We start from the raw sequence: 25,315 nt of genomic DNA, 5'->3' as shown, positions 1-25,315 counted from the left end.
TGGTGAGGGTGCGGAGGGCTCGATGGCGGAGCGGCGGGAGCAGGTGGCACCGGACGCGGTGATGACGCGGATCGGTCAGGTCGTGATGCTGCATCACGCGGGGGACCGGGAGGAGGCCCGGCAGCGCTTCCTGACGCTGTGGGCGGAGATCGGTGAGGACGGCGACCCGCTGCACCGGTGCACCCTCGCCCACTACATGGCCGACACCCATGACGACCCGGCCGACGAACTCGCCTGGGACCTGCGGGCGCTGGGCGCCGCGGAGGAACTCTCCGACGACCGCCTCGCCCGCCACGACGGCACCCTGGCGGTGCGGGCGCTCTACCCGTCCCTGCATCTGAACCTCGCCGCCGACTATGTGAAGCTCGGCCGCGCGGAGGCCGCCCGCAGCCACCTCAGACGCGCCAGGTGCGCCGCCGCCGCGCTCGCCGACGACAGCTACGGCGACGGGGTGCGGGCGGCGATCGGGCGTCTTGAGCTGCGGCTGGGGATGGGCGGCGAGGACGGGTAGCGGGTGGCCGAAAGGGCTTTCGGCGGCTCCTAGCGGCGGCCGTACACCTTCTCGCAGGTCCGTGACTCCGGGCTGTCGGGGCGCCAGCCGCCGTACCGGGTGCCCAGGGCGCAGACGTCGGTCTGCTCGCGGACGGTGCGGGACACGTCCGGGATCTCGGGGGGCGCGGGGGCGGCGGGGCGTGCGGGGCCCGCGGGGCGCGCTGGGCTGGTCGCCGGGCGCGGGGGGTCGGTCCGGCGGTGCTCGGGGGAGCGGCGGGGGGCCTCGGGGCGGGCGTCCGGGTGCGCCTGGGAGCTGTGGGCGGGCGGGGACTGGCGCGGCGCGGGTGTACCGGGGGTGGCCGGGCGCGGGGCGGGGGCGATCAGCTCCAGGGCCTCACGCGCGGGGGCCTGCACGATCTGCGGCTCCGTCTCGCGGTCCGGGCGCTGCGCCGGGGCCGTGGACGGCGGCGCGGGCGGGCCGGGCACGGGCGGGCGGGGGACCGTCGTACAGCCGGAGAGGGCCGAGACGGCCACGGTGACCAGAAGCGCTGCGGTGGTCGTCGTTCGATGCACCCGCGCCACTCTGCTGGGTCACCCCCGGCAGGGCACGGCCAACAAGCGCGGGTTGCCCCACACGGGTGACCTCCGTCCCCGGTAGGGAGGGTGCGCGGGGGGCGCGGCTGACGTCAGTCGCCGTAGCGGCGCAGCAGTTCGGCCCGCTCGTCGTCGGGGGCGCGGCCCCCGGCCGGGTGACGGCGGCGGCGTAGGGTCCTCGCCCGCACCGACGGCCTGCCCGTGTGCGGCGCGGCTCGGCTGCCGCGTGCGACGGCCCTCGCGTGCCAGGCGGTGTGGATCGCCCGCGGGAACGTGACGTGCAGCCGGGTCGGGGTCGCCGTACGGGACACGGCGCTGGGCGTGATGTCCGCGCTCCTCCTGCGCGGCTTCGCCGGGATCGCCGACTGGCGGCGCACGCCGCGCCCGTATGCTGCCGGGAGAGCAGGCTCAGGCAAGCGGTAGAGGAGACCCAGGTGAAGGTCGGCTGCATCGGACTCGGCGACATCGCGCAGAAGGCGTACCTGCCGGTGCTCGGCGTCCAGCCCGGGGTGGAGCTGCACCTCCAGACCCGTACGCCCGCCACCCTCACCCGGGTCGCGGACAGCCTCCACCTCCCCGCGGAGCGGCGCCACGCCGACCTGGACGCGCTGCTCGCGCAGGGCCTCGACGCGGCGTTCGTGCACGCCCCCACGGACGTCCACCCGCAGATCGTCACCCGGCTCCTTGAGGCGGGCATACCGACCTACGTCGACAAGCCGCTCGCCTACGAACTCCCCGACTCCGAGCGGCTGGTGGAGCTGGCCGAGGAGCGGGGCGTGTCGCTCGCGGTCGGGTTCAACCGGCGCTTCGCGCCCGCGTACGCGCAGTGCGCCGAGCACCCGCGCGAGCTGATCGTGATGCAGAAGAACCGCGTCGGCCTGCCCGAGGAGCCGCGCACGATGGTCCTCGACGACTTCATCCACGTCGTCGACACCCTCCGCTTCCTGGTGCCGGGACCGGTCGACGACGTGACCGTGCGCGCCCGCACCGAGGGCGGGCTGCTGCACCACGTCGTGCTCCAGCTCGCCGGGGACGGGTTCACCGCGCTCGGCGTGATGAACCGGCTCAGCGGCTCCACGGAGGAGGTCCTTGAGGTGTCCGGGCAGGACACCAAGCGGCAGGTGCTCAACATCTCCGACGTGGTCGACCACAAGGGGCAGCCGACCGTGCGGCGACGCGGGGACTGGGTGCCGGTGGCCCGGCAGCGCGGCATCGAGCAGGCGGCGCTGGCCTTCCTGGACGCCGTCCGGGCCGGGAAGACGCTCAGCGCCCGGGACGCGCTGGCGACGCACGAACTGTGCGAGCGGGTGGTACGCGCGGTTCAGGATCGCGCCGCCGCGTCCGCCTGACCCGTCGGGTCCCCTCCGTCAGGCCGTACGCGGCCAGCACCAGCAGCGCCGCGTACACCGGCCAGGCGCCGAGCCTGGCGTACGGCGTGACCCCGTCCGCGAGCGGCACCGCGTACACCCGCGCGGCGCTCGCGTCCGTGCCCAGCCAGGAGCCCACGCGGTGCCCGTCCGGGCCGTACACCGCCGAGACGCCGGTCAGCGTGGCGTGCACCATCGGGCGGCCGGTCTCCGCGGCGCGCAGCGCGGCGAGCGAGGCGTGCTGGGCGGGCGCCCAGCTCTGCTGGAAGGTGGAGGTCGCGGACTGGGCGACGAGCACGTCCGCGCCGTCGCGGGCGAGGGCACGGCTGAGGTCGGGGAAGGCCGACTCGAAGCAGACCATCGGGCCGACGCGGAGGCCGTCCCCGACGTCCATCACGACCTGTTCGGTGCCGCGCCTGCGGTCCTCGGCGGCGGCCTTGCCGACCGAGGTCGCCCAGCCGAGCAGGGAGCGGGCCGGGATGTACTCGCCGAACGGGACCAGCCGCATCTTGTCGTAGCGGTCGCCGGTGCGGCCCTCGGGGCCGACCAGGACGGAACTCTTGTAGATGCCGGGCCGGTCGGAGCGGCGCGCGTCCACGTTCACCAGGATGTCGGCGCCCGTCTCGCGGGAGAGGGCGGCCAGTCGCCGGGTCAGCTCGGGCCGCTCCCCGAGGTCGAAGCCGACGCTGCTCTCGCCCCAGACGATGAGGTCGACGTCCTGCCCGGCGAGGCTCCGGGTCAGCCGCTCCTCCAGGTCGAAGCGCCGGTCCGCGCTGGCGGGGCCGCCTACGACGCCGGGCTGTACGACAGCGACGCGCACGTGGGCGTCGGTGCCGGGGCGGGGGGACCACAGGTGGGCGGCGGTGGCGGCCACGGCGGTCAGGGCGAGGGCGGTGACGGCGGTGAGCGCGGGCGCGGTGACGGCGGTCCGGGCGAGGGCACGGGCGGTCGGCGCGGTCCGGGCGGGGTCGGTCGAGGCGGTCCCGGTGGGCGCGGTCGCGGTGGTCTGGGCGGGTGCGGTTCCGGTGGGCTGGGTGGGCGCGGTCCGGGCGGGGTCGGTCGCGGCGGTCCCGGTGGACGCGGTCGCGGTGGTCTGGGCGGGCGCGGTACCGGTGGGCCGGGCGGGGTCGGTCGAGGCGGTCCGGGCGCTGGCGGTCGGCGCGGTCCGGGCGGGCGCCGGGGGCGAGAGCCTGCGTGCGGCGAGCGCTACCAGCACCGCGACCGCCACGTTCACGGTCACCACCAGGAAGCTCAGCAGCCACACGCCGCCCACCGAGGCCAGCCGCAGTGCCGGTTCCCGCTGCCACTGGCTGGCCCCGAGCATCCCCCACGGCCCGCCCAGGGCCTCCCAGGAGCGGACCAGCTCCACCGTCAGCCAGCCGGACGGCAGCACGAGCAGCGCCGCCGCGGTCCGGCGCGCCCCGGGCGCCCCGCCCAGGAACCGGCGCGCGAGCCAGCCCCAGGGCGCCCACAGCGCGCCGAGCAGCGCGGCGATGACGAAGGTGAAGACGTGCAGGTTGGGCAGCAGCCAGTGGTGCACGGCCAGCATGAAGCCGAAGCCGCCCGACCAGCCGTCGTACAGCGCGCGCCTGCCGGTCGGCGCGGTGCGGGCGAGCAGCAGCCACGGCACCAGGGCGACCCAGGCGAACCACCACCAGGACGGCGCGGGGAAGGCCAGCATCGGCAGCGCGCCCGCCGCCGCGGCCGTCACCGAGCGCCGCCAGGGGGAGGTGAGCCACTGGCCGGACCACTTCATACGGCGCCTCCCTACCCGCTGGGGTCAGTGTGCGCGCTGCGGACGATCTCAAACCGGAAGCGCCGGGTCAGTCGATCACACCGGCGCCCGGCCGGTCCGGCAGACGGCGCCACTTCTCCTGGACGACCACCTCGCGCAGCCGCCAGCCCTCGGCCGTCCGCAGCAGCGCGAAGTCGTACCGGCCGCCGCAGAGGAAGTCGGGCACGCCGGAGGCGGTGTCGGCGGACGCGGTGTCGGCGGACGTGGTGTCGGCGGCGAACCGCATCGGATTGACGTAGTCGGCCCGGACCCGCGCGGTGTCGCCGGTGTCCCGCTCCAGCAGCCCGAACCGCACCCGCCGGTTGACGATCAGGTGCTGCCGCGCCGAGAACGGCCCGAGGCTCTCCGCGAGCCACCCGGCGACCTCCCCGGCGTCCCCCTCGATGCCGCCCGCCGAGCGGTAGTCGGCGCGGCCGTCCGGGGCGAAGAGTCTTCGGTAGCCGTCCCAGTCCCCGTCGTCCACCGCCCCCGCGTAGTCGGTGATCAGGTCGTCGACGGCGAGTCGGTCCATCACGGTCGCCAGCTCCACACGCTGCGTCATCGGCTCAGTGTTGGGCACGGGGCCGGTCCCGCCAAGGGGGCGTGCGGTCCTAAGCTGATCCACTTCGGCCCCTAACCTCGGGAGACACCCCATGACTCGTCCTGTCACAGTCGTCACCGGCGGCAGCCGGGGCATCGGCGCCGCTGTCTGCCTGCGGCTGGCCGCGGACGGGCACGACGTCGCCCTCGGCTACGTCCGGGACGCCGGGGCCGCCGAGACGGTGGCCGAGGGCGTGCGCGCGGCGGGCGGGCGCTGTGTCGCCGTACGGATGGACACCTCGGTCGCGGCGGACGTGGACCGGCTCTTCGACACCGCCGAGGACCGGCTCGGGCCGGTGACGGGGCTGGTGAACAACGCCGGGGTGACGGGACCCCTCGGACGGCTCGCCGACACCGACACCGCCGTGCTGCGCCGGGTCGTCGACGTCAACGTCCTGGGCGCGCTGCTGTGCGCGCGCCGGGCGGCGCGGCTGATGACGCCCCGCGGCACCGGCGTGATCGTGAACGTCTCCTCGGCCGCCGCCACCCTGGGCAGCCCCGGCGAGTACGTGCACTACGCCGCCACGAAGGCCGCCGTCGACGCCCTGACCGTGGGCCTGGCGAAGGAACTGGGCCCGGACGGCATCCGTGTCACCGCGGTAGCCCCCGGCACCACCGACACCGACATCCACGCCGCCATGGGCGCCCCCGACCGCGCCCACCAGGCGGCGCCCCGCATCCCCCTGCGCCGCCCCGGCCAGCCCGAGGAGATCGCCGCGGCGGTGTCCTGGCTGATGTCACCGGACGCCTCGTACACGACGGGGACGGTGCTGCGGGTGGCGGGCGGGATGTGACCGTCAGGGGGGCGGGCGGGATGTGACCGTCAGGATGGCGGGCCACCGCACGCCACGCTGGGCGGGGTCAGGCCGCCTCGATGACGCCGTCGCGGATCGCCGCGGCCCACTCCACCACCAGGAGTTCGTACTCCGCGCGCTCCTGGGGCGAGAGTCTGCCGCCCGTGCGGAGCCACAGGGCGCGGATCTGCTCGTTCACCTCGGCTGCGGGGCGAGGGGCGCCGGGCGGTGGGGCGCCGGGCGTCAGGGAGTCGGGGGACATGCGGGCCAGACTAGGGGCAAGGTCTGACACTGCGCTACCGCTCCGCTACGCAGACCGCACGCCGTGGCCGGATGCGGTCGGTGCGGGGCGGACCGTGGCCGTCAGTGCGCCGGTTCGCCCGCGTGCGGGCTGAGCACGCCGAACGCCACCAGGGCGATGAGGATGATGCCGAGCGCGACGCGGTAGTAGACGAACGGCATGAAGCTCTTGGTCGAGATGAACTTCATGAACCAGGCGATCACGGCGTAGCCGCTGCCGAAGGCGATCACCGTGGCGAAGATCGTCGGACCCCAGGAGACATGGCCGGTCTCCATGGCGTCCTTCAGCTCGAACATGCCGGAGGCGAGGACGGCCGGGATGGCGAGGAGGAAGGAGTAGCGGGCGGCGGCCTCGCGCCGGTAGCCCATGAACAGGCCGCCGCTGATGGTCGCGCCGGACCGCGAGACGCCCGGGACCAGCGCCGCCGCCTGGCAGAGGCCGAAGATCAGGCCGTCCTTGACGCCGAGGTCCTTGAGTTCCTTGCGGGCGCGGGGCGCGCGGTGCCGTCCGCCGGTCTCGTCGCGGGCCGCGAGGCGGTCGGCGACGCCGATGACGATGCCGACCACGACCAGCATGGTGGCGGTGATCCGCAGGTCCCGGAACGGGCCCTCGATCTGGTCCTTCAGCGTCACCCCGAGCACACCGATCGGGATCGACCCGACGATCACCAGCCAGCCCATCTGGGCGTCGTGGTCGCTGCGCCACTCCCGGTCGTACAGCGAGCGGGTCCACGCGGCGAGGATCCTGCCGATGTCCTTGCGGAAGTAGATCAGCACGGCCGCCTCCGTACCGATCTGCGTGATCGCCGTGAAGGCGGCGCCCGGGTCCTCCCAGCCGGAGAAGGCCGCGGTGAGGCGCAGGTGGGCGCTGGAGGACACGGGGAGGAACTCGGTCAGCCCCTGGACGAGTCCGAGGATGAGTGATTCGAACCAAGACATGAAGTTACGGAGTCCAAGTGCCGATCGTGGAACGGGCGACGGCCACGCCGAGCCGCCGAGGACGCGGTGATCGGGTGTGCCGGAGGGCAGCGTAGCGCCCCTGGAAGTCGGGCCTTGCACAGGGGTTTGAAAGGGCGACGGCCGCTGTCACGGCGTTTCGATCATGCCGCCGTCGGGCCGCTCACCGTCCAGCCGGGGACCTGCGGGTGGGAGATCAGGTCCTCGTGGCGCACGGGGTCCCCGCAGGCGGTGCAGGTGACGACCGGCACGAGTTCGTTGCCGCAGACGTGCTCCAGGACCATCGGGCGGTCGCCGTCGCCGTGCAGGTGCCGGTCGCCCCAGGCCATCAACGTCAGCAGTACGGGCTCCAGTTCGAGCCCGGCCTGGGTCGGCCGGTACTCGAAGCGCTGCGGGCGCTCGCTGTAGGCGCGCTTGGTGAGGATCCCGGCGTCGACCAGGCGGCGCAGCCGGGAGGCGAGGATGTCGCGCGGGGCGCCGGTGTTGCGCACGAGCTGGTCGAAGCGTCCGTTGCCGAGGCACACCTCCCGCAGGACCAGCAGGGAGTACTTCTCGCCCACCAGGGCCAGGGTGTCGGCGATGGAGCAGGGGCGCGGGTCTTTTCTGGCGGCCATGGGGCTCAGTCTAATGAGGGTTTGATTTTCCAACCCGCAAGGCTATGGTGAGTTTGGTTTTCCAACCCACCGCCTTCCCGACCCATCCGACGTCCCAGGAGTGGAGGCCCGCACATGCGTGACGCGGTCATCGTCGAAGCCGTACGCACCCCCGTCGGCAAGGGCAAGCCGGGCGGCGCCCTCGCCCATGTCCACCCCGTCGAACTCCTCGCCCACACCCTGCGCGCCCTCGTCGAACGCACCGGCGTCGACCCCGCGCTGATCGACGACGTCATCGGCGGCACGGTCGACCAGGTCGGCGAGCAGGCCATGAACACCACCCGCTACGCGGCCCTGTCGGCGGGGTTCCCCGAGTCCGTCCCGGCGACCACCGTGGACCGCCAGTGCGGCTCCTCCCAGCAGGCCGTCCACTTCGCCGCCCAGGGCGTCCTCGCCGGGGCCTACGACCTGGTCGTGGCCTGCGGCGTCGAGTCGATGAGCCGGGTGCCGATGTGGTCCAACGTGCCGCCCGGCGCCGACCCGTTCGGACCCGGCGTCGCCGCGCGCTACCCCGAGGGCCTGGTCCCGCAGGGCATCAGCGCCGAACTGATCGCCGCCAAGTGGTCCCTCACGCGCGAGCGCCTGGACGGCTTCGCCGCCGCCTCCCACCAGAAGGCCGCCGCGGCCTGGGACGCGGGGCTGTTCGACGCCGAGGTGGCGCCCCTGGACGGCGTGGCCCGCGACGAGTGCGTGCGGCCCGGCAGCAGCGTCGAGACCCTCGCCGGACTCCGGTCCGCCTACCACGACCCGCACTTCGCCGAGCGGTTCCCGCAGATCGAGTGGAACATCACCGCGGGCAACGCCAGCCCCCTCAACGACGGCGCCGCCGCCGTGCTGATCACATCGAGCGAGACCGCCGCCCGCCTCGGCCTGCGCCCGCTGGCCCGGCTGCACAGCTTCGCCGTCACCGGCTCCGACCCGCTGCTGATGCTCACCGGCGTCATCCCCGCGACGGAGAAGGTGCTGCGCAGGGCCGCCCTGACCCTGGACGACATCGACCTGTTCGAGGTCAACGAGGCGTTCTCCAGCGTCGTCCTGGCCTGGCAGCAGGAGACCGGCGCCGACCTCGCCAAGGTCAACGTGCACGGCGGCGCCATCGCCCTCGGCCACCCGCTCGGCGCCAGCGGCGCCCGCCTCACCACCACCCTGGTGCACGCGATGCACGAGCGCGGAGCCCGCTACGCCCTCCAGACCATGTGCGAGGCGGGCGGCCTCGCCAACGCGATGGTCCTGGAGAACCTCTGAACGGCCGTCAGCGCCCCCGCAGCCGGTGCCGCTTGCGCCACGCCACCACCGCGCCCGCGAGCGCGGGCACGGCGATGCAGGCCATCGCGATCAGGAAGGCGGGGGACGTCGGCGCCGACGCGCGGGCCCCGGCGACGGCGTACGCGGCGGTGTTCGGGATCGTGCCGATCGCCGTCGCGAGGAGGAACGGCAGGATGCCCATGCGGGAGACGGCGGCGCAGTAGTTCGCCGCGGCGAACGGCACGCCCGGGAACAGCCGCACCGCCAGCATCGACCGGAAGGCGTGCCTGCTGAGCTGCCCGTCCGCCGCCTTCAGCAACCGGCCCCGCAGCAGCGGACGCAGCGCGTCCTGCCCGAGCACCCGGCCCAGCACGAAGGAGATCCCGGCCCCCAGCACGGTGCCCGCGACGGCCGCCCCCAGCCCCAACTGGGAGCCGAACAGCGCGCCCGCCGCCAGGTTCAGCAGGGGCCGCGGCACGAACGCCACCGTGCACAGCCCGTACGCCACCGCGAACACCAGCGCCGCCGCGGCACCGCCGAGCTGCGGCGGCCAGCCGTGCGCCAGCAGCCGCTGCGGTTCGAACAGCAGCACCGCCGTGGCCGCCCCGGCGAGCAGCGCGACCAGCAGCGAGAAGCGGGACCAGGGCGACACCAGCACCCGCACCACACGGGCGGCGGGGCTGACGGGCAGGGCGACGGCGGCGGCGGTCGGGACGGTGGCCTGGGGAGGGGCCGTGGTGGTGCCGCCAGAGCGGGTGGAGGCGAGCATCCCGTGACACTAACCGACCGATGTGTGTGATCGCCGTATGGTTCGTCTCACGACCGTCACAGTCACGCCCGCGCCACGGCGTTCCGGCCGCCGGGAAAACCATTCGACGCCCGGTGGCGCGTCAGCGATGATCGACCTCATGTTCCGGCACGCCTTCCTCCTCGTGGCATCCGCGCTCGCGGATGCGCCGAAGGCTGCCGTTCCCGTCTTCCTGACAGCCGTCGACGGCGCCCGAAGCTGACCCTCCCCGGATCGTCCGGCGGACCCCGCAGGGGGAGGGTCGGCGAGTTCCCGGGGTCCCCGTCTCCCACTCCGCAGTGACTTCGAGGTACAGCCATGCCCAAGACGGCCTACGTCCGCACCAAACCGCATCTCAACATCGGCACCATGGGCCACGTCGACCACGGCAAGACCACCCTGACCGCCGCCATCACCAAGGTCCTCGCCGAGCGCGGCTCCGGCACCTTCGTCCCGTTCGACCGCATCGACCGGGCCCCGGAGGAGGCGGCGCGCGGCATCACCATCAACATCGCGCACGTCGAGTACGAGACCGACACCCGCCACTACGCGCACGTCGACATGCCCGGTCACGCCGACTACGTGAAGAACATGGTCACCGGCGCCGCCCAGCTCGACGGGGCCATCCTCGTCGTCTCCGCGCTGGACGGGATCATGCCGCAGACCGCCGAACACGTGCTGCTCGCCCGGCAGGTGGGCGTCGACCACATCGTCGTCGCCCTGAACAAGGCCGACGCCGGGGACGAGGAGCTGACCGACCTGGTGGAGCTGGAGGTCCGCGACCTGCTCACCGCGCACGGCTACGGCGGCGACGCCGCGCCCGTCGTACGGGTCTCCGGGCTGAAGGCGCTGGAGGGCGACCCGAAGTGGACGGCGGCCATCGAGGCGCTGCTCGACGCGGTCGACACCTACGTGCCGATGCCCGAGCGGTACGTCGACGCGCCGTTCCTGCTGCCCGTGGAGAACGTGCTCACCATCACCGGGCGCGGCACCGTCGTCACCGGCGCGGTGGAGCGCGGCACGGTACGCGTGGGCGACCGGGTCGAGGTGCTCGGCGCCGACCTGGAGACCGTCGTCACCGGCCTGGAGACCTTCGGCAAGCCGATGGAGGAGGCGCAGGCCGGGGACAACGTGGCGCTGCTGCTGCGCGGCGTCCCCCGGGACGCCGTCCGGCGCGGGCACGTCGTCGCCGCGCCGGGCAGCGTGGAGCCGCGACGGCGGTTCACCGCGCGGGTGTACGTGCTGTCCGCGCGCGAGGGCGGCCGGACGACGCCGGTCGCCACCGGGTACCGGCCGCAGTTCTACATCCGCACCGCGGACGTGGTCGGTGACGTCGACCTCGGGGAGAGGGCGGTGGCCCGGCCCGGCGACACCGTCGCGATGACGGTGGAACTGGGCCGTCCGGTCCCGCTGGAGCCCGGCCTCGGCTTCGCCATCCGTGAGGGCGGCAGGACGATCGGCGCGGGCACGGTCACGGAGGTGCGCTGAGCCGAGCGCGCGGCGCACCCGGGCCCGAACCGGCCCGGGTGCGCCCCGGCACAATGGGCGGGTGAGAGAGCCCGAGCCGATCCCCGTCACCCGAGCCGTCGACCACGGCACCGCCAAGCTGCTGCCGGACGTCGACCGTGCGCGGGCCTGGCTGCTGACGGTGGACGGGGCGCCGCAGTCGTACGTCGACCTGGACGAGCCGACGCACCTGGAGTTCGAGTACGCCCGACGGCTCGGGCACGTGCTGGACACGGTGGCGGAGCCCGGCCTGCCGCTGGACGCGCTGCATCTCGGCGGCGGGGCGCTCACCCTGCCCCGCTATCTGGCGGCGACCCGCCCCGGGTCCCGGCAGGACGTCGTGGAGGCCGACCGGGGCCTGCTGGCGCTGGTCGCCGAGCACCTGCCCGTCCCGGAGGGCAGCGGGATCGCCCTGCACGCCGCGGACGCGCGGGCCTGGCTGGAGGCGGCGCCCGCGGACCGGGCCGACGTGCTCGTCGCGGACGTCTTCGGCGGCTCCCGGGTACCCGCGCACCTGACGTCCGTGGCGTACGCGCGGGAGGCCGCGCGGGTGCTGCGGCCGGACGGGGTCTACCTGGCCAACCTCGCCGACGGGGCGCCGTTCGGGTTCCTGCGCTCCCAGCTCGCCACGTTCGCCGGGGTCTTCGAGGAGCTGGCGCTGATCGCGGAGCCGGGGGTGCTGCGCGGACGGCGGTTCGGCAACATGGTCCTCGTCGCCGCCCACCGGCCGCTGGACCTGCCCGCTCTCGCCCGCCGCACCGCCGCCGACGCCTTCCCGGCGCGCGTCGAACACGGCGCCGCCCTGCGCGACCTCACCGCCGGGGCGCGGCCGGTCCAGGACGCGGACGCGGTGCCGTCGCCGGTGCCGCCGGAGGGGGCGTTCGGGGTCGGCTGACGGACGGCGCGGATCGGGGTGGGCCGACGGACGGGGCGGTTCGGGGTGGGCTGACGGAGGGGGCGTTCGGGGTGGGCCGCCGGACGACGGCGCGCTCAGCCCGCGGCGCGTTCCGCGCCCGCCGTCTCGTCGGACGCGGGCGACGACGCGATCTCCTTGCCGCCCCGGCGCCGCAGCTCGCGCACCTCGGGCACCGTCAGCACCAGCGCCGTGACCACGACGATCAGGGCGGCGCAGCCCCACAGCGCGTTCTCACGCCCGAACGCGGTCTCCGTGGGTCCGGCCAGCGCGGTCGCCAGCGGCAGCAGCGCGACGGAGCCGAACCAGTCGTACGCCGAGACGCGGGAGAGCTTCTCCTCGGGTATCTCCTGGTGCAGCGCGGTCATCCAGGAGACCCCGAAGACCTCCAGGGTGACGCCGGTGAGGAACATCGTCGCGCAGAGCAGTTCGATCGACACCGGCACCGCGAGCGCGGCGGACGGCAGGGCGAGCGGGAAGACGCACAGCGTGCCCGCGAGCAGCAGACGGCGCGGCTTCCAGCGGGTCATCAGCAGCGCGCCCGCCACCGTGCCCGCCCCGAAGAAGCCGAGCGCCAGCCCCCAGGGCCCCGCCCCGCCCAGGTGGTCCCGGGCGACCAGCGGACCGTAGACCGCGTCGGCCGCGCCGACGACCGCGTTGGCGATGGAGAACTGCACGACGATGCCCCACAGCCAGGGCCGCCCGGTGAACTCCCGCCAGCCCTCCCGCAGGTCGGACAGCAGCCCGCCGCCCGGCTCGCGCGGCGCGATGTGGCTGACGTCGAGGAAGGACCGCAGCGAACCGGCGGCGGCGAACGCCACCGCGTCCGCCGCCAGCACCCAGCCGGGCCCGACGGCGGCGACCATCGCACCGCCCAGCGCGGCACCGCCGACCGCCGCGCCCTGCATCGCCATCCGGAACACCGCGAACGCCCGGCTGGCCTGCTCGCCCTGCACGGAGGAGAGCAACATGCCCTCCGCCGCCGGGCTGAAGAACGCCTGGCCGGTGCCGCCGAGCGCGGTCAGCAGCATCATCTGCCAGAGCTGCGGCTGCCCGGTCAGCACCAGCACGCCGAAGACGCCCTGCGAGACGCAGTTGAGGGCGTTGGCCGCGACCATCACCCGGTGCCGGGGCAGCCGGTCCGCGACCGCGCCGCCGATCAGAAGGAACACCACCAGCGGCAGGGTGCGGGCGGCGGCCACCAGACCGACGTCGCCGCCGTCGCCGCCCGCCTCCAGGACCGCGAACGCGGCGGCGATCAGGGCGCCGTGGCTGCCGAGGCTGGTGATGAACGCCGAGGCGGTCAGCAGGCTGTAGTTGCGGCCCGCCCACGCCGGTCGGCGCGGGCGGTGCGGGCGGCGGGGTGCGCCGTCGGTGCGGGTGCTCACCGGCTGACTATCGCCGCCCCCGCCCCGACTTGCCAAACCCTTCCTCCCATGTCAACGGCGGGATCGGGCCAGCCTCGGTCAGCCGCCGGTGGGCTCCCCGTGCAGCCGTACCGTGCTGAGGATCTTCAGGATGGTCTCCTTGGGGACCTCGTCCTTGACGCCCTTGGCGCCGTAGAAGTTCCACGACACGAAGTCACCGGCGGAGTTCTTGAAGCCGAAGGTGACCGCCTTGCCGTCGCTGGCGCACTTGCCCTTCTGCGGCGTGTTCTTCGACTCCGCCCAGGCGACGCTGCCCTCGACGCCCGCCTTGGTGGTGTACGGCGTGGCCTTCTCGTCGAAGGTGATGCTCTTCTTGTCGGGCTGGGTGTAACCGCCGTAGACCCACCAGGCGACCGTGTTCACGGCGACCTCGTCGGTGCTCTTGGCGCCGCTCGCGCCCTTGGTGCCGGAAGCGGCGAGGTGGGTGTCGTCCGTCTGGCCGTCCTTGTCGTCGTCCTCGGTGCACCACTTGGACTTGTAGATCGCGGGCGCCGTCATGACGATGATCGGCTTGGCGTCGTCGGACTCGGGGTCCTCGAAGCCGATGGTCAGACCGGGGGACTGCACCTCCCAGTCGGCCGGTACGTCGAAGGCGGTGCCCCACTTGGGGTTCACCACGACCTTCCAGCCGTCGATGGTCGGCTTCAGGTCGTCGGCGCCGCGCGGGTTGTCCTCGGAGCCGGAGGCGGTCTCGCTCGGCTCGGTGGACGGGGACGCGGACTGGCTGGCCTTCTTGTCGTCCTTGCCGCCGTCCGCCTCGTCGTCCTTGTCGCCTCCCAGGACCAGGAACCCGGTGACCCCGGCGGCCACCACGACCGCCGTGGCCGCGATGATCGCGGTCAGCTTCGTCCGGTTCCCGCCCCCGCCGCCCCCGCCGCCGGGCTGCGCCTGCGGGGCGCCCACCGGCTGCGGCGCGCCCCACTGGGGCTGCTGCCCCGGCTGCTGGGCATACGGGTTGGGCTGCTGGTAACCCGGCTGCTGGTACGGATTCGGCTGCTGGTACCCCGGCTGCTGGTAGGGGTTGGGTGTGTTCGGCTGCTGCGGGTTCTGCTCGCCCCCGGGCGGCTGCTGTCCTGGCCACATGGGGCGTAACCCTAGTGCTGCCCCGGACACGATTCGGTCACCGGCCCTTGTCAGGGACGTAGCAAACCTGGCCTCTGGAGGCTACTCGTGGGTAACCTGCGGCCATGAGCGCAGATCAGATGTCGATCGGCGAGTTGCTCGCCGCCACGGTGCCGATGGTCCGGACCCTGAACCTGGAGTACCTGGAGACCACCCCGGAGAAGGCCGTGCTGGCCCTGCCGGACCAGGAGGAGTACCGCAACCACGTCGGCGGACCGCACGCGGGCGCCATGTTCACCCTGGGCGAGTCCGCGAGCGGCGCGATCGTCCTCGCCGCCTTCGGGGACCAGCTCTCGCGCGCCACCCCGCTGCCGGTGCACGCCGAGATCGCGTTCAAGAAGATCGCCCTCGGCCCCGTCACCGCCACCGCGACGCTGGGCCGCCCGATCGCCGAGGTCGTCTCCGAACTCGACGAGGGCAAGCGCCCGGAGTTCCCCGTGACCGTGGCCGTGCAGCGCGCGGACGGCGCCGTGACCAGTGAGATGACGGTGGTCTGGACGCTGCGTCCCAACGGCTGAGGGGGCCGGTGCGTACAAGGCCCGTACGGAAGTGCCCGTACGGGCCTTCGTGTTGCCCCGCCGGGTGGATGCCGCCGCGCCGACGGCGCCCGCCTGATGGTGTGTCAGGGCAGTCCGGCGCATAGTGCCCGGACAAGGCATTCGCGGTTGCCCCCTCACCCAAGGAGTGACGGCCCATGACCGAACCCGTCCCCCGGCGCTCCGCGCTCTGGCTGCTCGGCGGCGCCCTCACCGTCGCCGCGGCGCTGCCCACCCCGGCGCGGGCCCACGCTGGCGCCGCCTCCCGCGTCGAACGGCTCCTCGCCCGGCTCACCCTCGACGAGAAGATCTCCCTGCTGCACGGCGCCCCCGACCCCGACCCGCTCGGCCAGGCGGGCTACGTCCCCGGGGTGAAACGCCTCGGCATCCCGCCGCTCCGCCTCGCCGACGGCCCCGCCGGGGTCCGCGTCACCGCCCACGCCACCGCCCTGCCCGCCCCGGTGTTGCTGGCCGCCGCCTTCGACCCCGTCCTCGCCCGCCGCTACGGCGAGGTCATCGGGCGCGAGGGCCGCGCCCTCGGCCAGGACGTGCTGCTCTCCCCGATGGTCAACCTCATCCGCACCCCGTACGCGGGCCGCAACTTCGAGACGTTCAGCGAGGACCCCCTCCTCGCCGCCGACCTCGTCGCCGCCGAGATCGAGGGCATCCAGGGCGAGGGCCTGATCGCCACCGTCAAGCACTTCGCCCTCAACAACCAGGAGAAGGACCGCCAGTCCATCGACGCCCGCGCCGACGAGCGCACCCTGCACGAGACCGAACTGCGCGGCTTCGAGGCCGCCGTCGCCGCCCGCACCGGCGCCGTCATGGGCGCCTACAACAAGGTCAACGGCACCTACGCCTGCGAGAACGGCGCCCTGCTCACCGACGTCCTGCGGAACCGCTGGGGCTTCGACGGCTGGGTCATGACCGACTGGTTCGCGGCCCACAGCGCCGCCCGCGCCCTCACCGCCGGACTCGACATGGAGATGCCGGACGGCAAATACCTCGGTACGGCGCTGAAGACCGCCGTCCGCGACGGCAGCGTCCCCGAACGGCACGTCGACCGGGCGGTCCGCCGCATCCTCACCGTCCTCGACCGCTTCGGGCTCCTCGACGGCAGCGCCCCCGCACGCCCGGACCGGGACGCCCGCGCGGGGGCCGCCCTCGCCCGGGAGGTCGCCGAGGCGGGCGCGACCCTGCTCCGCAACGAGTCCGGCACCCTGCCGCTGACCAGCGGCGACAGCATCGCCGTCATCGGCCCGACCGGCGCGACGCCCTTCGTCGGCGGCGGCGGCAGCGCCCACGTCGTCCCCGACCGGGCGACCACCCCCCTCACCGAGATCCGCGCCCGCGCGGGAGAGGGCACCCAGGTGTCGTACGCCCTCGGTGAGGACCTCTTCGGCCAACCCGTCCCCGCCTCGGCCCTCGACCCCGGCTTCGCCACCGAGGGCCAGGGCGTCGACGCCGGACGGACCTGGGCCTACGACGGCACCCTCACCGTGCCCGAGGCCGACGCCGACGACTGGACCTTCGTCCTGCACTTCTCCGGCGACCCCCTCGCCCGGCCCGAGGTCCTCCTCGACGGCGACGAACTCTTCCCCGTCGCGCCCGACTTCGGGGAGTACTTCATGGGCGGACTCGGCACCGCCGCCCCCGACGGCCTCGCCGTGCGCCGCGCCACCCGCCGCCTCACCGCGGGCCCGCACCGGCTGCGTGTCACCGCGCAGGGCGGCAAGGACGGCCTGCTGTTCCGGCTGCGCCGCATCAGCCCCACCACCCGCGCCGCCGACGTGGCCGAGGCGGTCCGCGCCGCCCGCGCCGCCCACCAGGTCGTGCTCTTCGCCTACGAGGACGCCACCGAGGGCCAGGACCGCGCCAGCCTCGCGCTGCCGGGCAACCAGGAGGCGCTCATCGGGGCGGTCACCGCGGCCAACCCGCGCACCACCGTGGTCCTCAACACCTCGTCCGCGACCGCGATGCCCTGGCTGCCCGGCACCGGCGCGGTGCTCCAGATGTACTACCCCGGCCAGGAGGGCGCCCCGGCCACCGCCGCCGTCCTGTTCGGCGACCGCGACCCGGGCGGCCGTCTCACCCAGACGTTCCCCGCCGACGACGGCCACCACCCCACCGCCGCCGACGCCCACCGCTACCCGGGCGTCAACGGCGTGCAGGAGTACTCGGAGGGCGTGCACGTCGGCCACCGCTGGTACGACGCGCGGGGCGTGCGGCCCCTGTTCCCCTTCGGCCACGGACTGTCGTACACCTCCTTCGCCTACGGCGGGCTGACGGCCCGCGCCGACGGGAGCGGCGGGCTTGAGGTGGCGTTCACCGTGCGCAACACCGGGGGCCGGGACGGGATCGCCGTACCGCAGGTGTACGTCGGCCCCTCGCCCGACCTGCGGCTCGACCAGCCGGTGCGGGTGCTGGCCGGGTACCGGCGGCTGGCGCTCGCGGCGGGGGAGCGGCGCCGGGTGACCGTGCGGGTGGCGGCGCGGACGCTGTCGTCCTGGGACCCGGCCCACCACGACTGGGTGCTGGGCACCGGGCGGCGCGCCGTGTGGGTCGGCGCCTCGTCGCGTGATCTGCGGCTGCGCGCCAGCGTGCGGGTCGGGACCGGGTAGGCTGCCCCGGCGCACGCTCGCCCGTGAGCGTGCGCCGGGAACGACCGGTCCGGCACAGGGGAGGAAGCGGCCTTGCACGTCCAGGAATGGCTCGAAACGGTGCCGCCGCTCAGCATCTATCTGCTGGTCGGCGTGGTCATCGGCCTGGAGAGCCTGGGCATCCCGCTGCCCGGTGAGATCATCCTGGTCTCCTCGGCGCTGCTGGCCTCCCAGCACGGTGAGATCAACCCGGTCATCCTCGGCGCCTGCGCCACCACCGGTGCCATCGTCGGCGACTCCATCGGCTACGCCATCGGCCGCAAGGGCGGACGGCCCCTGCTGGCCTGGCTCGGCGCGAAGTTCCCCCGGCACTTCAGCGAGGGGCACATCGCCACCGCCGAGCGCTCCTTCCAGAAGTGGGGCATGTGGGCCGTCTTCTTCGGCCGGTTCATCGCCCTGTTGCGGATCTTCGCCGGGCCGCTCGCGGGTGTGCTGCGGATGCCGTACTGGAAGTTCCTCACCGCCAACGTCCTCGGCGGCATCCTGTGGGCGGGCGGCACCACCGCCGTCATCTACTACGTCGGCGTGGTCGCCGAGGCATGGCTGAAGCGGTTCTCCTGGCTGGGCCTGGTCCTGGCGGTCCTGGTCGGCCTGACCTCCCTGCTGGTGGTCAAACGCAAGGCGGCGAAGGCGACGGCGGCGGCGGAGCAGGAACCGGAACCCGCCAACGCGGGCGGCTGAACCGGCCTGCCTTCAAAGGGCACGGACCTTCAAGGGGCGCGGACCTTCGAAGGCCGGGAGCCAACCGTCACTCCCCGAGCGCGCCCCGGTGCGCCTCGGCGAGGTCGGCGTACACCGCGCCGTTCAGCGAGACCCCCTGCCGCTCCTCCTCCGTCAGCTCCCGCCTGACCTTCGCCGGAACCCCCGCCACCAGCGACCCCGGCGGCACCCGCATCCCCTGCGGCACCAGCGCCTGCGCGGCGACCAGCGACCCCGCCCCGATCACCGCCCCGTTGAGGACGGTGGCGCCCATGCCGACCAGGCAGTCGTCCTCGACGGTCGCGCCGTGCACCACCGCGTTGTGCCCGATGGAGACCCGTTCGCCGACGGTGACGGGGAACCCGGGGTCGGCGTGCAGGGTGCAGTTGTCCTGCACGTTGCTGCCCGCGCCGACGGTGATCCGCTCGACGTCGCCGCGCAGTACGGCGCCGTACCAGACGCTCGCCCCCGCGTGCAGCGTCACGTCCCCGATCACCGAGGCGGTCGGGGCGACGAACGCCTCCGCGTCCACCTTCGGGTCCTTGCCACCGATGCCGGTGATCAGCGCCTTGTGCGTCATCGTCGCCTCCTGGTCAGGTGATGTACGGCACCGTACCGGGCGGCGGTGGGGCGAAGATCACAGGGCCTCGGTCCCCGGGGCGCGCCGCGCGCTGAGTACCGTGAGCGGGTGCCGAAGCGCAAGAACACGTTCTCATCCTGGGGCCGCCGCCTGGCGCAGCGCGCCGTCCACGCGGTCTGGGCCTGGGCGCAGCGCACCGGCTCGGTGACCGCGGCGCACCCCGGCCGTTTCCGCTTCGGCGCCCTGGGCCACGGCACCCGGCTCGCCTTCCCGCTCGGCACGGTCTTCGGGGAGCCCTGGATCCACCTCGGCGCGCACTGCATCGTCGGTGAGCAGGTCACCCTGACGGCCGGTCTGATGCCGGGCCTCGACCTCGGCGCGGAGCCCATCCTGCGCATCGGCGACGGTGTCGTCCTCGGCCGCGGCAGCCATGTCATCGCGGACACGACGGTCACCATCGGCAGCGACTGCTACTTCGGCCCGTACGTCTACGTCACCTCCACGAACCACTCCTACGACGACCCGCACGAGCCGATCGGCAAGCAGTGGCCGCGGATGGAGCCGGTGGAGATCGGCCCCGGCTGCTGGATCGGCACCGGCGCGGTGATCCTGCCGGGCGCGCGGATCGGGCGGAACGTGGTGGTGGCGGCGGGCGCGGTGGTGCGCGGCACGGTGCCCGACCACGCGGTGGTGGCGGGCGCGCCCGCCCGGGTCGTACGGCGCTGGACGGCGGCCGACGGCTGGCAGCCGCCGCTGCGGACACCGGCGCCGGTGCCGATACCCGAAGGGGTCACCACGGACCAGTTGATGGCGCTCGCCGACCTCGACGAGGAGGCGGCGGCGCGGCTGGCGCAGTGGGAGGTCGAGGCGGAGTCCTGACCGGGACCGCGCGGCGGTCGGGCCGTGGTGGTGCCTTGGGCGGTCGGCTCGGTGTCTTGGGTGGTCGGCCGGGTGTCCTGGGTGGTCGGCCGGGTGTCTTGGGTGGTCGGCCCGGTGCTTTGGGTGGTCGGCCGGGTGTCTTGGGTGGTCGGCCCGGTGTTTTGGGTGGTCGGCCGGGTGTCCTGGGTGGTCGGCCCGGTGCTGCGGGTGGTCGGCCCGGTGTCCTGGGCGGTCAGCCCGCCGCCAGCAGCAGTGTCCCCGCGAGGGCCAGCCCCGCGCCCGTCGCCTGGAGGGCGCGCAGTCGCTCCCGGAGGAAACCGCGGGCGGCCAGCGCCGTCACCACCGGGTAGAGCGAGGCGAGCACCGCCGCCACGGTGACCGGACCGTGCTGGGCGGCGATGGAGTACGTCCCGTTGGCCGCCACGTCGGCGAGCCCGACGAAGGCCAGCGCGGGCAGCGAGGCCCAGGGAAAGCCGCCCTCGGGCAGCGCGGGCGCCCCGCGCCGTACGGTGGTCCAGAGTGCGGCGCCGCCGACGGCGACGTTGACCACGCGCTGCACGAACAGGGCGAGGAACAGCCCGGTGAGGGTCGTCGACGCCTCCGCGATCAGCGCGAACACCGTGCCGAAGCCGAGCGCCGCGACCAGCGTCAGCAGGATCGTGCGCCGCTGCACCGGCGCGCCCCGCAGTTGCGGCCCGCCCGCCAGGACGACCCCGCCCACGGCGACGGCGATCCCCGCGACCTGCACCAGCCCCGGACGCTCACCGAGGAAGACCAGACCGACCCCGACCGGGACGGCGACGCTCAGGGTGGCGAGCGGGGAGACCACGCCCATCGGACCCTGCGCGAGCGCCTGGTAGAAGGCGAGCAGGGCGATCGGGCCGACCAGCCCGGCGCCGACGGCGAACCAGAGCCGTGGCCCCGCCTCGCTCCAGCCGCCGGTGGCGACCACGATCGCCCCGAGCACCACCGCCGCGATCCCCTGCGAGACGACGACCACCGTCAGGGCCGGGGCGCGCCGGGTGAGCAGCCCGCCGCCGAAGTCGGCCAGTCCCCACAACAGGCTGGTGAGCAGGGCGAAGAATGCTGTCACGGGTGGCCTCGCAGTACAGTTCGGTGCACGATCGGGTGCACCACACAGTAGTGCACTGCATTGAACTAGGTCATCCAAAATATTGGCCGTTATGGCGGCCCTGGACGCTTCCCCTGGATGTGATGTGTCGGACCTCGACCTGCTGACCCAGTCCCTGGCCCGCAACGTCAAACGCTGGCGCACCGAGCGCGGCTTCACCCTGGACACCCTGGCCGCCCGTGCCGGGGTCAGCCGCGGGATGCTCATCCAGATCGAGCAGGCCCGCACCAACCCCAGCCTCGGCACGGTCGTGAAGATCGGCGACGCCCTCGGCGTCAGCATCACCACGCTGCTCGACTACGAGCAGGGGCCCAAGGTGCGCGTCGTCCCCGCCGACCAGGTGGTACGGCTGTGGCACACCGACGCGGGCAGCTACAGCCGCCTCCTCGCGGGCGCGGAGGCGCCGGGCCCGCTGGAGATGTGGGACTGGCGGCTGATGCCCGGCGAGGGCAGCTCCTCCGACCCGCACCCCACCGGCACCGTCGAACTCGTCCACGTCACGGCGGGCGAACTGACCCTCACCGTCGACGGCGCCGAGCACCGGATCCCGGCCGGTGCCAGCGCGTCCTTCGAGGGCGACGTCCCGCACACCTACGGCAACCAGGGCGACGTACCGATGGAGATGGTGCTCGCGGTCTCCGTGCCGCCCGTGCACTGAGACACCCGGCGGACCGGCGCCGGGCTGCTGTTACGGTGCCGCCATGCGCGCACCCATCGGAGACTTCGACACGGCCATCCCCGCCCCCGACGCCCTCGACGAACTCACCGGCCCGGTCGCGGACGCCGTACGCCACTGGCGCGGCAGCGTCCCCGCCGAGCAGATCGTGTACGTCGACACCGACCCGCGGTGGGCCGACACCGCCGTCTTCGTCGAGCACTACGGGCAGGACCTGCTGGAGCGGTCCGCGAACTGCGTGGTCGTCGCGGGCAAGCGGGGCGGCGAGACCACCCTGGCCGCCTGCGTCGTGCTCTCCACCACCCGCGTCGACGTCAACAACGCCGTCCGCCGCCAACTCGGCGCCCGCAAGGCGTCCTTCGCGCCGATGGACACGGCCACCGGTGAGACCGGCATGGAGTACGGCGGCATCACCCCCATCGGCCTGCCCGAGACCTGGCCCCTGCTCGTCGACGCGGCCGTGGTCGACCTGCCGTACGTCCTGGTGGGCAGCGGTCGCCGCCGCGGCAAACTGCTGGTACCGGGGAAGGCGTTCGCGGAACTGCCCGGGGCCGTGGTGCTGGAAGGGCTGGGAGTGGCCTGATCCCGGCGCGGGCCGGTCGCCCCGGGGCGGGGCCGGGGTCGGGGGTGCCGCCGGATGGGTAGCACTGGTGACGGGCTGCCTTTCCAGGGGGGAACCGGTGACGTACTCAGCGCTCCATAGCGAGACGTGGATCGCCCAGGGACGCGACGAGACCGTGATGCACCCGGGTGAGCTGCTCCTGCTGGAGCTAGGCCCGGCCCCGGGGGGAGGAGGGGGCGGAGGGTGCCGTGCGCGGGAATCGGGGGAGCGTGCGGTGCCCTCCGCGTCAGTGGGGGTGGCTAGGCGGGTGTGTGATGGGCCAGGGCCAGGTGTGGGTCCGGCTCGCCGGGTGTCGGGGCCGGGTCGGCGTGGACCAGGGCCGCGGTGAGGCCGGGAACCGCGTGCAGGAGGGCGTGTTCGGCGTCCACGGCGATCGCGTGGGCCTGCCGTACCGTCGCCTCGCCGTCCACCACGACCGCCACCTCGGCGCGCAGCCGGTGTCCGATCCAGCGCAGCCTCAGCTCGCCCACCGCGCGCACCCCGGCGACCTCGCGCAGCGCCCGCTCGGCGCGGTCCACCAGCGCCGGGTCGACGGCGTCCAGGACCCGCCGGAACACCTCCCGCGCCGCGTCCCGCAGCACCAGGACGATCGCCGCCGTGATCGCCAGCCCCACGAGGGGGTCGGCGAGCCGCCACCCCAGCGCCGAGCCGCCCGCGCCCAGCAGCACCGCCAGCGACGTGAACCCGTCCGTGCGGGCGTGCAGACCGTCCGCGACCAGCGCCGCCGAGCCGATCGACCGGCCCACCCGGATGCGGTAGCGGGCCACCCACTCGTTCCCCGCGAAACCGACCAGCGCCGCCACCGCCACCGCCGGGACGTGCCGCACCGGGCGCGGATCGAGCAGCCGCTCCACCGCCGTCCACCCGGCGAAGGCCGCGGACGCCGCGATCGTCAGCACGATCACCAGGCCCGCCAGGTCCTCGGCCCGCCCGTAGCCGTAGGTGAACCGGCGGGTCGCCGCCCGGCGGCCCAGCACGAACGCGATGCCGAGAGGTACGGCGGTCAGCGCGTCCGCGGCGTTGTGCACCGTGTCGCCGAGCAGCGCCACCGACCCGGACACCGCGACCACGACCGCCTGCGCCAGCGCCGTCACGCCGAGCACCGCCAGCGAGACCCACAGCGCGCGGATGCCGCGCGCGGAGGACTCCAGCGCGCCGTCGACCTTGTCGGCGGTCTGGTGGGAGTGGGGCGTGAGGAGATGCGCGAGGCGGTGCCGGACGGTGTGGCGGTGGGGATGCGGGTGAGGGCGGGTGTGGGGGTGCTCGTGGTGGTGCTGGGGGTCGCTCACGGGGTTTCCCCTTCCGGTGCGGGCGCTGGACGCCTGGTGCCTCTGGGGCCATTATGTGCGTATGAGCGCACGCACGCACCTATCACCTGCGACCGATGCGCACCCGCGCACCCCCGGCGAGGAGCAGTTCGCGCTCGCCGCGGAACTCCTCGCCCTACTCGGCGACCGCACTCGGCTCACCCTGCTGCACGCCCTGACGGCCGGTGAGGCCGACGTCAGCACGCTCACCGAGGTCTGCGGCGCGGCCCGGCCCGCGGTCAGCCAGCACCTGGCCAGGCTGCGGCTCGCGGGGCTGGTCAACACCCGCAAGGAGGGGCGGCGGGTGGTCTACGCGCTGCGCGACGGCCATCTGCGCAGGCTGGTGGACGAGGCGCTGAAGGTCGCGGACCACCGGATCGCCGACCGTCCGGTGCACGACTGACCCGCACGGCGGCCCGGCGGCCCCGGTCCGAGAGGGGGCGCGGTCCGAGAGGGGGCGCGGGGCCTCAGTAGCGCTCAGCCGTCCCCAGGTACTGCTCCGCGAACGCGGCGGCGGCCACCGGCGAGGTGAACAGCCGACGCAGCCGGGCCACCGTCGTCCCCGCCCGGAACGCGTCCCCCGCCGCGGCGCCGTGGTACACCTCCGACAGCCACTGTGAGAACTCCTGGTAGTCCCACACGCGCCGCAGACTCGCCTCCCCGTAGCCGTCGAGCCCGCGGTCGTCGCCCTCGGTGAGCCGCGCGATCAGGGCGTCGGCGAGCAGGAAGGCGTCGTGCAGCGCCAGGTTCATGCCCTTGGCCGCGATCGGCGCGACCAGGTGCGCGGCGTCACCGGCCAGGTACAGCCGCCCGTACGCCATCGGCTCGACCACGTAGTCGTGCATGTCCAGCACCCGCTTCTCGACCAGCGGGCCCCGCGTCAGCGGGGGCGCCCCGGCCGCGCCCAGCCGGGACTGGAGTTCCGCCCAGACCCGGTCCTCGGGCCAGTTCTCCGGGTCGTCGCCCGGCGGGCACTGGAGGTAGTAGCGGGTCACCTCGGGGCTGCGGGGCATGTGCCCGGCGAACCCGCGCGGATGGCAGCCGAACAGCACGCAGTCGGAGGACGGCGGCGCCTCCGCGAGCAGCGCCAGCCAGCCGATGCCGTAGTCGTGCCGGGCGATCCGGGTCCGCCCGGGCGGCAGCGCGGCCCGGGTCACCCCGCGCGCCCCGTCGCAGCCCGCCACGAACGCGCAGCGCAGCACCCGCCGTTCACCGCCCGTCTCCGGGCCGGTGTACGACACGGAGGGCCGGTCGGTGTCCAGGTCGTGCAGCCGTACGTCCTGCACGCCGAAGCGGATGTCCCCGCCGCGCACGTCGGCGTACTCCCGCACCAGGTCCGTGACCAGCAAGGGCTGCGGATAGACGAAGTGGTGACGGCCCGTCAGCTCGTGGTAGGGGAAGCGGTAGCGCCGCCCGTCGAAGCGGAACTCGCACGCCGTGTGCCGCTCCGCCCGCTTCAGCAGTTGGTCCGCCAGCCCGTGCCGCTCCAGCGCGCGGACCGCCCACTCCTCCAGGACCCCGGCGCGCGGCCGACGCTCGATGAACGCCCTGCTCTCCGTCTCCAGCACCACACAGTCGACCGACGCGGCCCGCAGCAGATTGCCCAGCGTCAGACCGGCCGGTCCGGCGCCGATGATGACGACGGGTACGCCTTGCCGAGTGGGGGAGTCGGAGGTCATCCGAGCATTATGGG

The 25,315-nt window shown here is 74.3% G+C and carries 28 protein-coding genes; 14 read left to right on the top strand and 14 right to left on the bottom strand.

The features are described from left to right. Positions 1–22: 22 nt before the first annotated feature. A complete protein-coding gene (locus ACFQZ6_RS04910; protein ID WP_381605124.1) occupies positions 23–511 on the top strand; it encodes a hypothetical protein in 489 nt (162 codons plus the stop codon). 29 nt (positions 512–540) lie between these two features. Here ACFQZ6_RS04910 and ACFQZ6_RS04905 read toward each other — a convergent pair whose 3' ends face one another. Continuing rightward, positions 541–1,065 carry a hypothetical protein gene (locus ACFQZ6_RS04905; protein WP_381605123.1) on the bottom strand — a complete coding sequence of 175 codons (525 nt, stop codon included), beginning with the start codon at positions 1,063–1,065 and terminating at the stop codon, positions 541–543. A gap of 113 nt (positions 1,066–1,178) precedes the next feature. Further along, positions 1,179–1,463 (bottom strand): hypothetical protein, encoded by a 285-nt coding sequence (locus ACFQZ6_RS04900; protein WP_381605122.1) that lies wholly within the window; start codon positions 1,461–1,463, stop codon positions 1,179–1,181. A gap of 57 nt (positions 1,464–1,520) precedes the next feature. On the opposite strand from ACFQZ6_RS04900, the gene ACFQZ6_RS04895 reads away from it, so the two are divergent. Next, the gene (locus tag ACFQZ6_RS04895) at positions 1,521–2,435 is read left to right on the top strand and encodes a Gfo/Idh/MocA family protein (RefSeq protein WP_381605121.1); all 915 of its coding nucleotides are present in this window, start codon (positions 1,521–1,523) and stop codon (positions 2,433–2,435) included. Here ACFQZ6_RS04895 and lnt read toward each other — a convergent pair. After that, the gene (gene lnt, locus ACFQZ6_RS04890; protein ID WP_381605120.1) at positions 2,350–4,209 is read right to left on the bottom strand and encodes an apolipoprotein N-acyltransferase; all 1,860 of its coding nucleotides are present in this window, start codon (positions 4,207–4,209) and stop codon (positions 2,350–2,352) included. The genes ACFQZ6_RS04895 and lnt overlap by 86 nt on opposite strands. A gap of 67 nt (positions 4,210–4,276) precedes the next feature. Further along, on the bottom strand, positions 4,277–4,789 hold the full coding sequence (locus ACFQZ6_RS04885; protein ID WP_381605119.1) for a nuclear transport factor 2 family protein: 513 nt from the start codon (positions 4,787–4,789) through the stop codon (positions 4,277–4,279). A 91-nt stretch (positions 4,790–4,880) separates the two neighbouring features. On the opposite strand from ACFQZ6_RS04885, the gene ACFQZ6_RS04880 reads away from it, so the two are divergent. Then, complete coding sequence (locus ACFQZ6_RS04880; protein WP_381605118.1) at positions 4,881–5,621, top strand: SDR family NAD(P)-dependent oxidoreductase; 741 nt, start codon at positions 4,881–4,883, stop codon at positions 5,619–5,621. Between the two features lie 67 nt (positions 5,622–5,688). Here ACFQZ6_RS04880 and ACFQZ6_RS04875 read toward each other — a convergent pair whose 3' ends face one another. The 3 genes from ACFQZ6_RS04875 to ACFQZ6_RS04865 form a co-directional block, all read right to left on the bottom strand. Next, positions 5,689–5,883 carry a hypothetical protein gene (locus ACFQZ6_RS04875; protein WP_381605117.1) on the bottom strand — a complete coding sequence of 65 codons (195 nt, stop codon included), beginning with the start codon at positions 5,881–5,883 and terminating at the stop codon, positions 5,689–5,691. 101 nt (positions 5,884–5,984) lie between these two features. Continuing rightward, positions 5,985–6,860 carry an undecaprenyl-diphosphate phosphatase gene (locus ACFQZ6_RS04870; protein ID WP_381605116.1) on the bottom strand — a complete coding sequence of 292 codons (876 nt, stop codon included), beginning with the start codon at positions 6,858–6,860 and terminating at the stop codon, positions 5,985–5,987. Between the two features lie 161 nt (positions 6,861–7,021). Further along, positions 7,022–7,492: a winged helix-turn-helix transcriptional regulator gene (locus ACFQZ6_RS04865; RefSeq protein WP_381605115.1), complete on the bottom strand. Its 471-nt coding sequence runs from the start codon at positions 7,490–7,492 to the stop codon at positions 7,022–7,024. 114 nt (positions 7,493–7,606) lie between these two features. Here ACFQZ6_RS04865 and ACFQZ6_RS04860 point away from each other — a divergent pair, with 114 nt between their 5' ends. After that, positions 7,607–8,776 (top strand): thiolase family protein, encoded by a 1,170-nt coding sequence (locus ACFQZ6_RS04860; protein ID WP_381605114.1) that lies wholly within the window; start codon positions 7,607–7,609, stop codon positions 8,774–8,776. Positions 8,777–8,783: 7 nt separating this feature from the next. Here the strand turns inward: ACFQZ6_RS04860 and ACFQZ6_RS04855 are convergent, their stop codons facing one another. Next, positions 8,784–9,545: a TVP38/TMEM64 family protein gene (locus ACFQZ6_RS04855; RefSeq protein WP_381605113.1), complete on the bottom strand. Its 762-nt coding sequence runs from the start codon at positions 9,543–9,545 to the stop codon at positions 8,784–8,786. Positions 9,546–9,582: 37 nt separating this feature from the next. On the opposite strand from ACFQZ6_RS04855, the gene ACFQZ6_RS04850 reads away from it, so the two are divergent. The 3 genes from ACFQZ6_RS04850 (at position 9,583) to ACFQZ6_RS04840 (ending at position 11,964) form a co-directional block, all read left to right on the top strand. After that, on the top strand, positions 9,583–9,786 hold the full coding sequence (locus ACFQZ6_RS04850; RefSeq protein ID WP_381605112.1) for a hypothetical protein: 204 nt from the start codon (positions 9,583–9,585) through the stop codon (positions 9,784–9,786). Positions 9,787–9,881: 95 nt separating this feature from the next. Beyond that, the gene (tuf, locus tag ACFQZ6_RS04845) at positions 9,882–11,051 is read left to right on the top strand and encodes an elongation factor Tu (protein ID WP_381605111.1); all 1,170 of its coding nucleotides are present in this window, start codon (positions 9,882–9,884) and stop codon (positions 11,049–11,051) included. Between the two features lie 61 nt (positions 11,052–11,112). After that, positions 11,113–11,964, top strand: a complete 852-nt coding sequence (locus ACFQZ6_RS04840) for a spermidine synthase (RefSeq protein WP_381605110.1) — start codon at positions 11,113–11,115, stop codon at positions 11,962–11,964. A gap of 95 nt (positions 11,965–12,059) precedes the next feature. Here the strand turns inward: ACFQZ6_RS04840 and ACFQZ6_RS04835 are convergent, their stop codons facing one another. Together ACFQZ6_RS04835 and ACFQZ6_RS04830 are read right to left on the bottom strand one after the other, a co-directional pair. Then, the gene (locus tag ACFQZ6_RS04835; RefSeq protein WP_381605109.1) at positions 12,060–13,370 is read right to left on the bottom strand and encodes an MFS transporter; all 1,311 of its coding nucleotides are present in this window, start codon (positions 13,368–13,370) and stop codon (positions 12,060–12,062) included. Positions 13,371–13,448: 78 nt separating this feature from the next. Next, positions 13,449–14,492 carry a hypothetical protein gene (locus ACFQZ6_RS04830; RefSeq protein ID WP_381605108.1) on the bottom strand — a complete coding sequence of 348 codons (1,044 nt, stop codon included), beginning with the start codon at positions 14,490–14,492 and terminating at the stop codon, positions 13,449–13,451. Between the two features lie 119 nt (positions 14,493–14,611). Between ACFQZ6_RS04830 and ACFQZ6_RS04825 the strand changes: the two genes are divergently transcribed. From ACFQZ6_RS04825 to ACFQZ6_RS04815, 3 genes are all read left to right on the top strand, one after another. Continuing rightward, on the top strand, positions 14,612–15,049 hold the full coding sequence (locus ACFQZ6_RS04825; RefSeq protein WP_381618082.1) for a DUF4442 domain-containing protein: 438 nt from the start codon (positions 14,612–14,614) through the stop codon (positions 15,047–15,049). Positions 15,050–15,225: 176 nt separating this feature from the next. Beyond that, positions 15,226–17,688, top strand: coding sequence for a beta-glucosidase family protein (locus tag ACFQZ6_RS04820; protein ID WP_381605107.1), 2,463 nt, complete (start codon positions 15,226–15,228; stop codon positions 17,686–17,688). A gap of 72 nt (positions 17,689–17,760) precedes the next feature. Next, positions 17,761–18,408, top strand: a complete 648-nt coding sequence (locus ACFQZ6_RS04815; protein ID WP_381605106.1) for a DedA family protein — start codon at positions 17,761–17,763, stop codon at positions 18,406–18,408. A 67-nt stretch (positions 18,409–18,475) separates the two neighbouring features. On the opposite strand, the gene ACFQZ6_RS04810 is transcribed toward ACFQZ6_RS04815, so the two are convergent. After that, complete coding sequence (locus ACFQZ6_RS04810) at positions 18,476–19,006, bottom strand: gamma carbonic anhydrase family protein (protein WP_381605105.1); 531 nt, start codon at positions 19,004–19,006, stop codon at positions 18,476–18,478. A gap of 108 nt (positions 19,007–19,114) precedes the next feature. Here ACFQZ6_RS04810 and ACFQZ6_RS04805 point away from each other — a divergent pair, with 108 nt between their 5' ends. Further along, the gene (locus ACFQZ6_RS04805) at positions 19,115–19,885 is read left to right on the top strand and encodes an acyltransferase (RefSeq protein ID WP_381605104.1); all 771 of its coding nucleotides are present in this window, start codon (positions 19,115–19,117) and stop codon (positions 19,883–19,885) included. Positions 19,886–20,117: 232 nt separating this feature from the next. On the opposite strand, the gene ACFQZ6_RS04800 is transcribed toward ACFQZ6_RS04805, so the two are convergent. Further along, positions 20,118–20,978 (bottom strand): EamA family transporter, encoded by an 861-nt coding sequence (locus ACFQZ6_RS04800; protein ID WP_381605103.1) that lies wholly within the window; start codon positions 20,976–20,978, stop codon positions 20,118–20,120. A gap of 124 nt (positions 20,979–21,102) precedes the next feature. On the opposite strand from ACFQZ6_RS04800, the gene ACFQZ6_RS04795 reads away from it, so the two are divergent. Together ACFQZ6_RS04795 and ACFQZ6_RS04790 are read left to right on the top strand one after the other, a co-directional pair. Next, complete coding sequence (locus ACFQZ6_RS04795; RefSeq protein ID WP_381605102.1) at positions 21,103–21,675, top strand: helix-turn-helix domain-containing protein; 573 nt, start codon at positions 21,103–21,105, stop codon at positions 21,673–21,675. A gap of 43 nt (positions 21,676–21,718) precedes the next feature. Then, positions 21,719–22,276: a YbaK/EbsC family protein gene (locus ACFQZ6_RS04790; protein ID WP_381605101.1), complete on the top strand. Its 558-nt coding sequence runs from the start codon at positions 21,719–21,721 to the stop codon at positions 22,274–22,276. Positions 22,277–22,554: 278 nt separating this feature from the next. Here the strand turns inward: ACFQZ6_RS04790 and ACFQZ6_RS04785 are convergent, their stop codons facing one another. Further along, the gene (locus ACFQZ6_RS04785) at positions 22,555–23,604 is read right to left on the bottom strand and encodes a cation diffusion facilitator family transporter (RefSeq protein ID WP_381605100.1); all 1,050 of its coding nucleotides are present in this window, start codon (positions 23,602–23,604) and stop codon (positions 22,555–22,557) included. A 61-nt stretch (positions 23,605–23,665) separates the two neighbouring features. Between ACFQZ6_RS04785 and ACFQZ6_RS04780 the strand changes: the two genes are divergently transcribed. Beyond that, a complete protein-coding gene (locus tag ACFQZ6_RS04780; protein WP_381605099.1) occupies positions 23,666–24,025 on the top strand; it encodes an ArsR/SmtB family transcription factor in 360 nt (119 codons plus the stop codon). A 64-nt stretch (positions 24,026–24,089) separates the two neighbouring features. On the opposite strand, the gene ACFQZ6_RS04775 is transcribed toward ACFQZ6_RS04780, so the two are convergent. After that, a complete protein-coding gene (locus tag ACFQZ6_RS04775; protein ID WP_381605098.1) occupies positions 24,090–25,301 on the bottom strand; it encodes a 4-hydroxybenzoate 3-monooxygenase in 1,212 nt (403 codons plus the stop codon). Positions 25,302–25,315: the final 14 nt, after the last annotated feature.

Source organism: Streptomyces flavalbus (genome assembly GCF_042674625.1).
Lineage (GTDB): Bacteria > Actinomycetota > Actinomycetes > Streptomycetales > Streptomycetaceae > Streptomyces > Streptomyces flavalbus.
Note: the sequence above shows the minus strand (reverse complement) of the source record. Positions and strands in the feature narration are given on the sequence as shown.

What these genes read in the sequence shown, in the direction of transcription:
- ACFQZ6_RS04910 (WP_381605124.1), top strand. Translation starts at nt 23, where the DNA reads ATGGCGGAGCGGCGGGAGCAGGTGGCACCGGACGCGGTGATGACGCGG.
- lnt (WP_381605120.1), bottom strand. Translation starts at nt 4,209, where the DNA reads ATGAAGTGGTCCGGCCAGTGGCTCACCTCCCCCTGGCGGCGCTCGGTG.
- ACFQZ6_RS04885 (WP_381605119.1), bottom strand. Translation starts at nt 4,789, where the DNA reads ATGACGCAGCGTGTGGAGCTGGCGACCGTGATGGACCGACTCGCCGTC.
- ACFQZ6_RS04880 (WP_381605118.1), top strand. Translation starts at nt 4,881, where the DNA reads ATGACTCGTCCTGTCACAGTCGTCACCGGCGGCAGCCGGGGCATCGGC.
- ACFQZ6_RS04875 (WP_381605117.1), bottom strand. Translation starts at nt 5,883, where the DNA reads ATGTCCCCCGACTCCCTGACGCCCGGCGCCCCACCGCCCGGCGCCCCT.
- ACFQZ6_RS04870 (WP_381605116.1), bottom strand. Translation starts at nt 6,860, where the DNA reads ATGTCTTGGTTCGAATCACTCATCCTCGGACTCGTCCAGGGGCTGACC.
- ACFQZ6_RS04865 (WP_381605115.1), bottom strand. Translation starts at nt 7,492, where the DNA reads ATGGCCGCCAGAAAAGACCCGCGCCCCTGCTCCATCGCCGACACCCTG.
- ACFQZ6_RS04860 (WP_381605114.1), top strand. Translation starts at nt 7,607, where the DNA reads ATGCGTGACGCGGTCATCGTCGAAGCCGTACGCACCCCCGTCGGCAAG.
- ACFQZ6_RS04855 (WP_381605113.1), bottom strand. Translation starts at nt 9,545, where the DNA reads ATGCTCGCCTCCACCCGCTCTGGCGGCACCACCACGGCCCCTCCCCAG.
- ACFQZ6_RS04850 (WP_381605112.1), top strand. Translation starts at nt 9,583, where the DNA reads ATGGTTCGTCTCACGACCGTCACAGTCACGCCCGCGCCACGGCGTTCC.
- tuf (WP_381605111.1), top strand. Translation starts at nt 9,882, where the DNA reads ATGCCCAAGACGGCCTACGTCCGCACCAAACCGCATCTCAACATCGGC.
- ACFQZ6_RS04830 (WP_381605108.1), bottom strand. Translation starts at nt 14,492, where the DNA reads ATGTGGCCAGGACAGCAGCCGCCCGGGGGCGAGCAGAACCCGCAGCAG.
- ACFQZ6_RS04825 (WP_381618082.1), top strand. Translation starts at nt 14,612, where the DNA reads ATGTCGATCGGCGAGTTGCTCGCCGCCACGGTGCCGATGGTCCGGACC.
- ACFQZ6_RS04820 (WP_381605107.1), top strand. Translation starts at nt 15,226, where the DNA reads ATGACCGAACCCGTCCCCCGGCGCTCCGCGCTCTGGCTGCTCGGCGGC.
- ACFQZ6_RS04810 (WP_381605105.1), bottom strand. Translation starts at nt 19,006, where the DNA reads ATGACGCACAAGGCGCTGATCACCGGCATCGGTGGCAAGGACCCGAAG.
- ACFQZ6_RS04790 (WP_381605101.1), top strand. Translation starts at nt 21,719, where the DNA reads ATGCGCGCACCCATCGGAGACTTCGACACGGCCATCCCCGCCCCCGAC.
- ACFQZ6_RS04780 (WP_381605099.1), top strand. Translation starts at nt 23,666, where the DNA reads ATGAGCGCACGCACGCACCTATCACCTGCGACCGATGCGCACCCGCGC.
- ACFQZ6_RS04775 (WP_381605098.1), bottom strand. Translation starts at nt 25,301, where the DNA reads ATGACCTCCGACTCCCCCACTCGGCAAGGCGTACCCGTCGTCATCATC.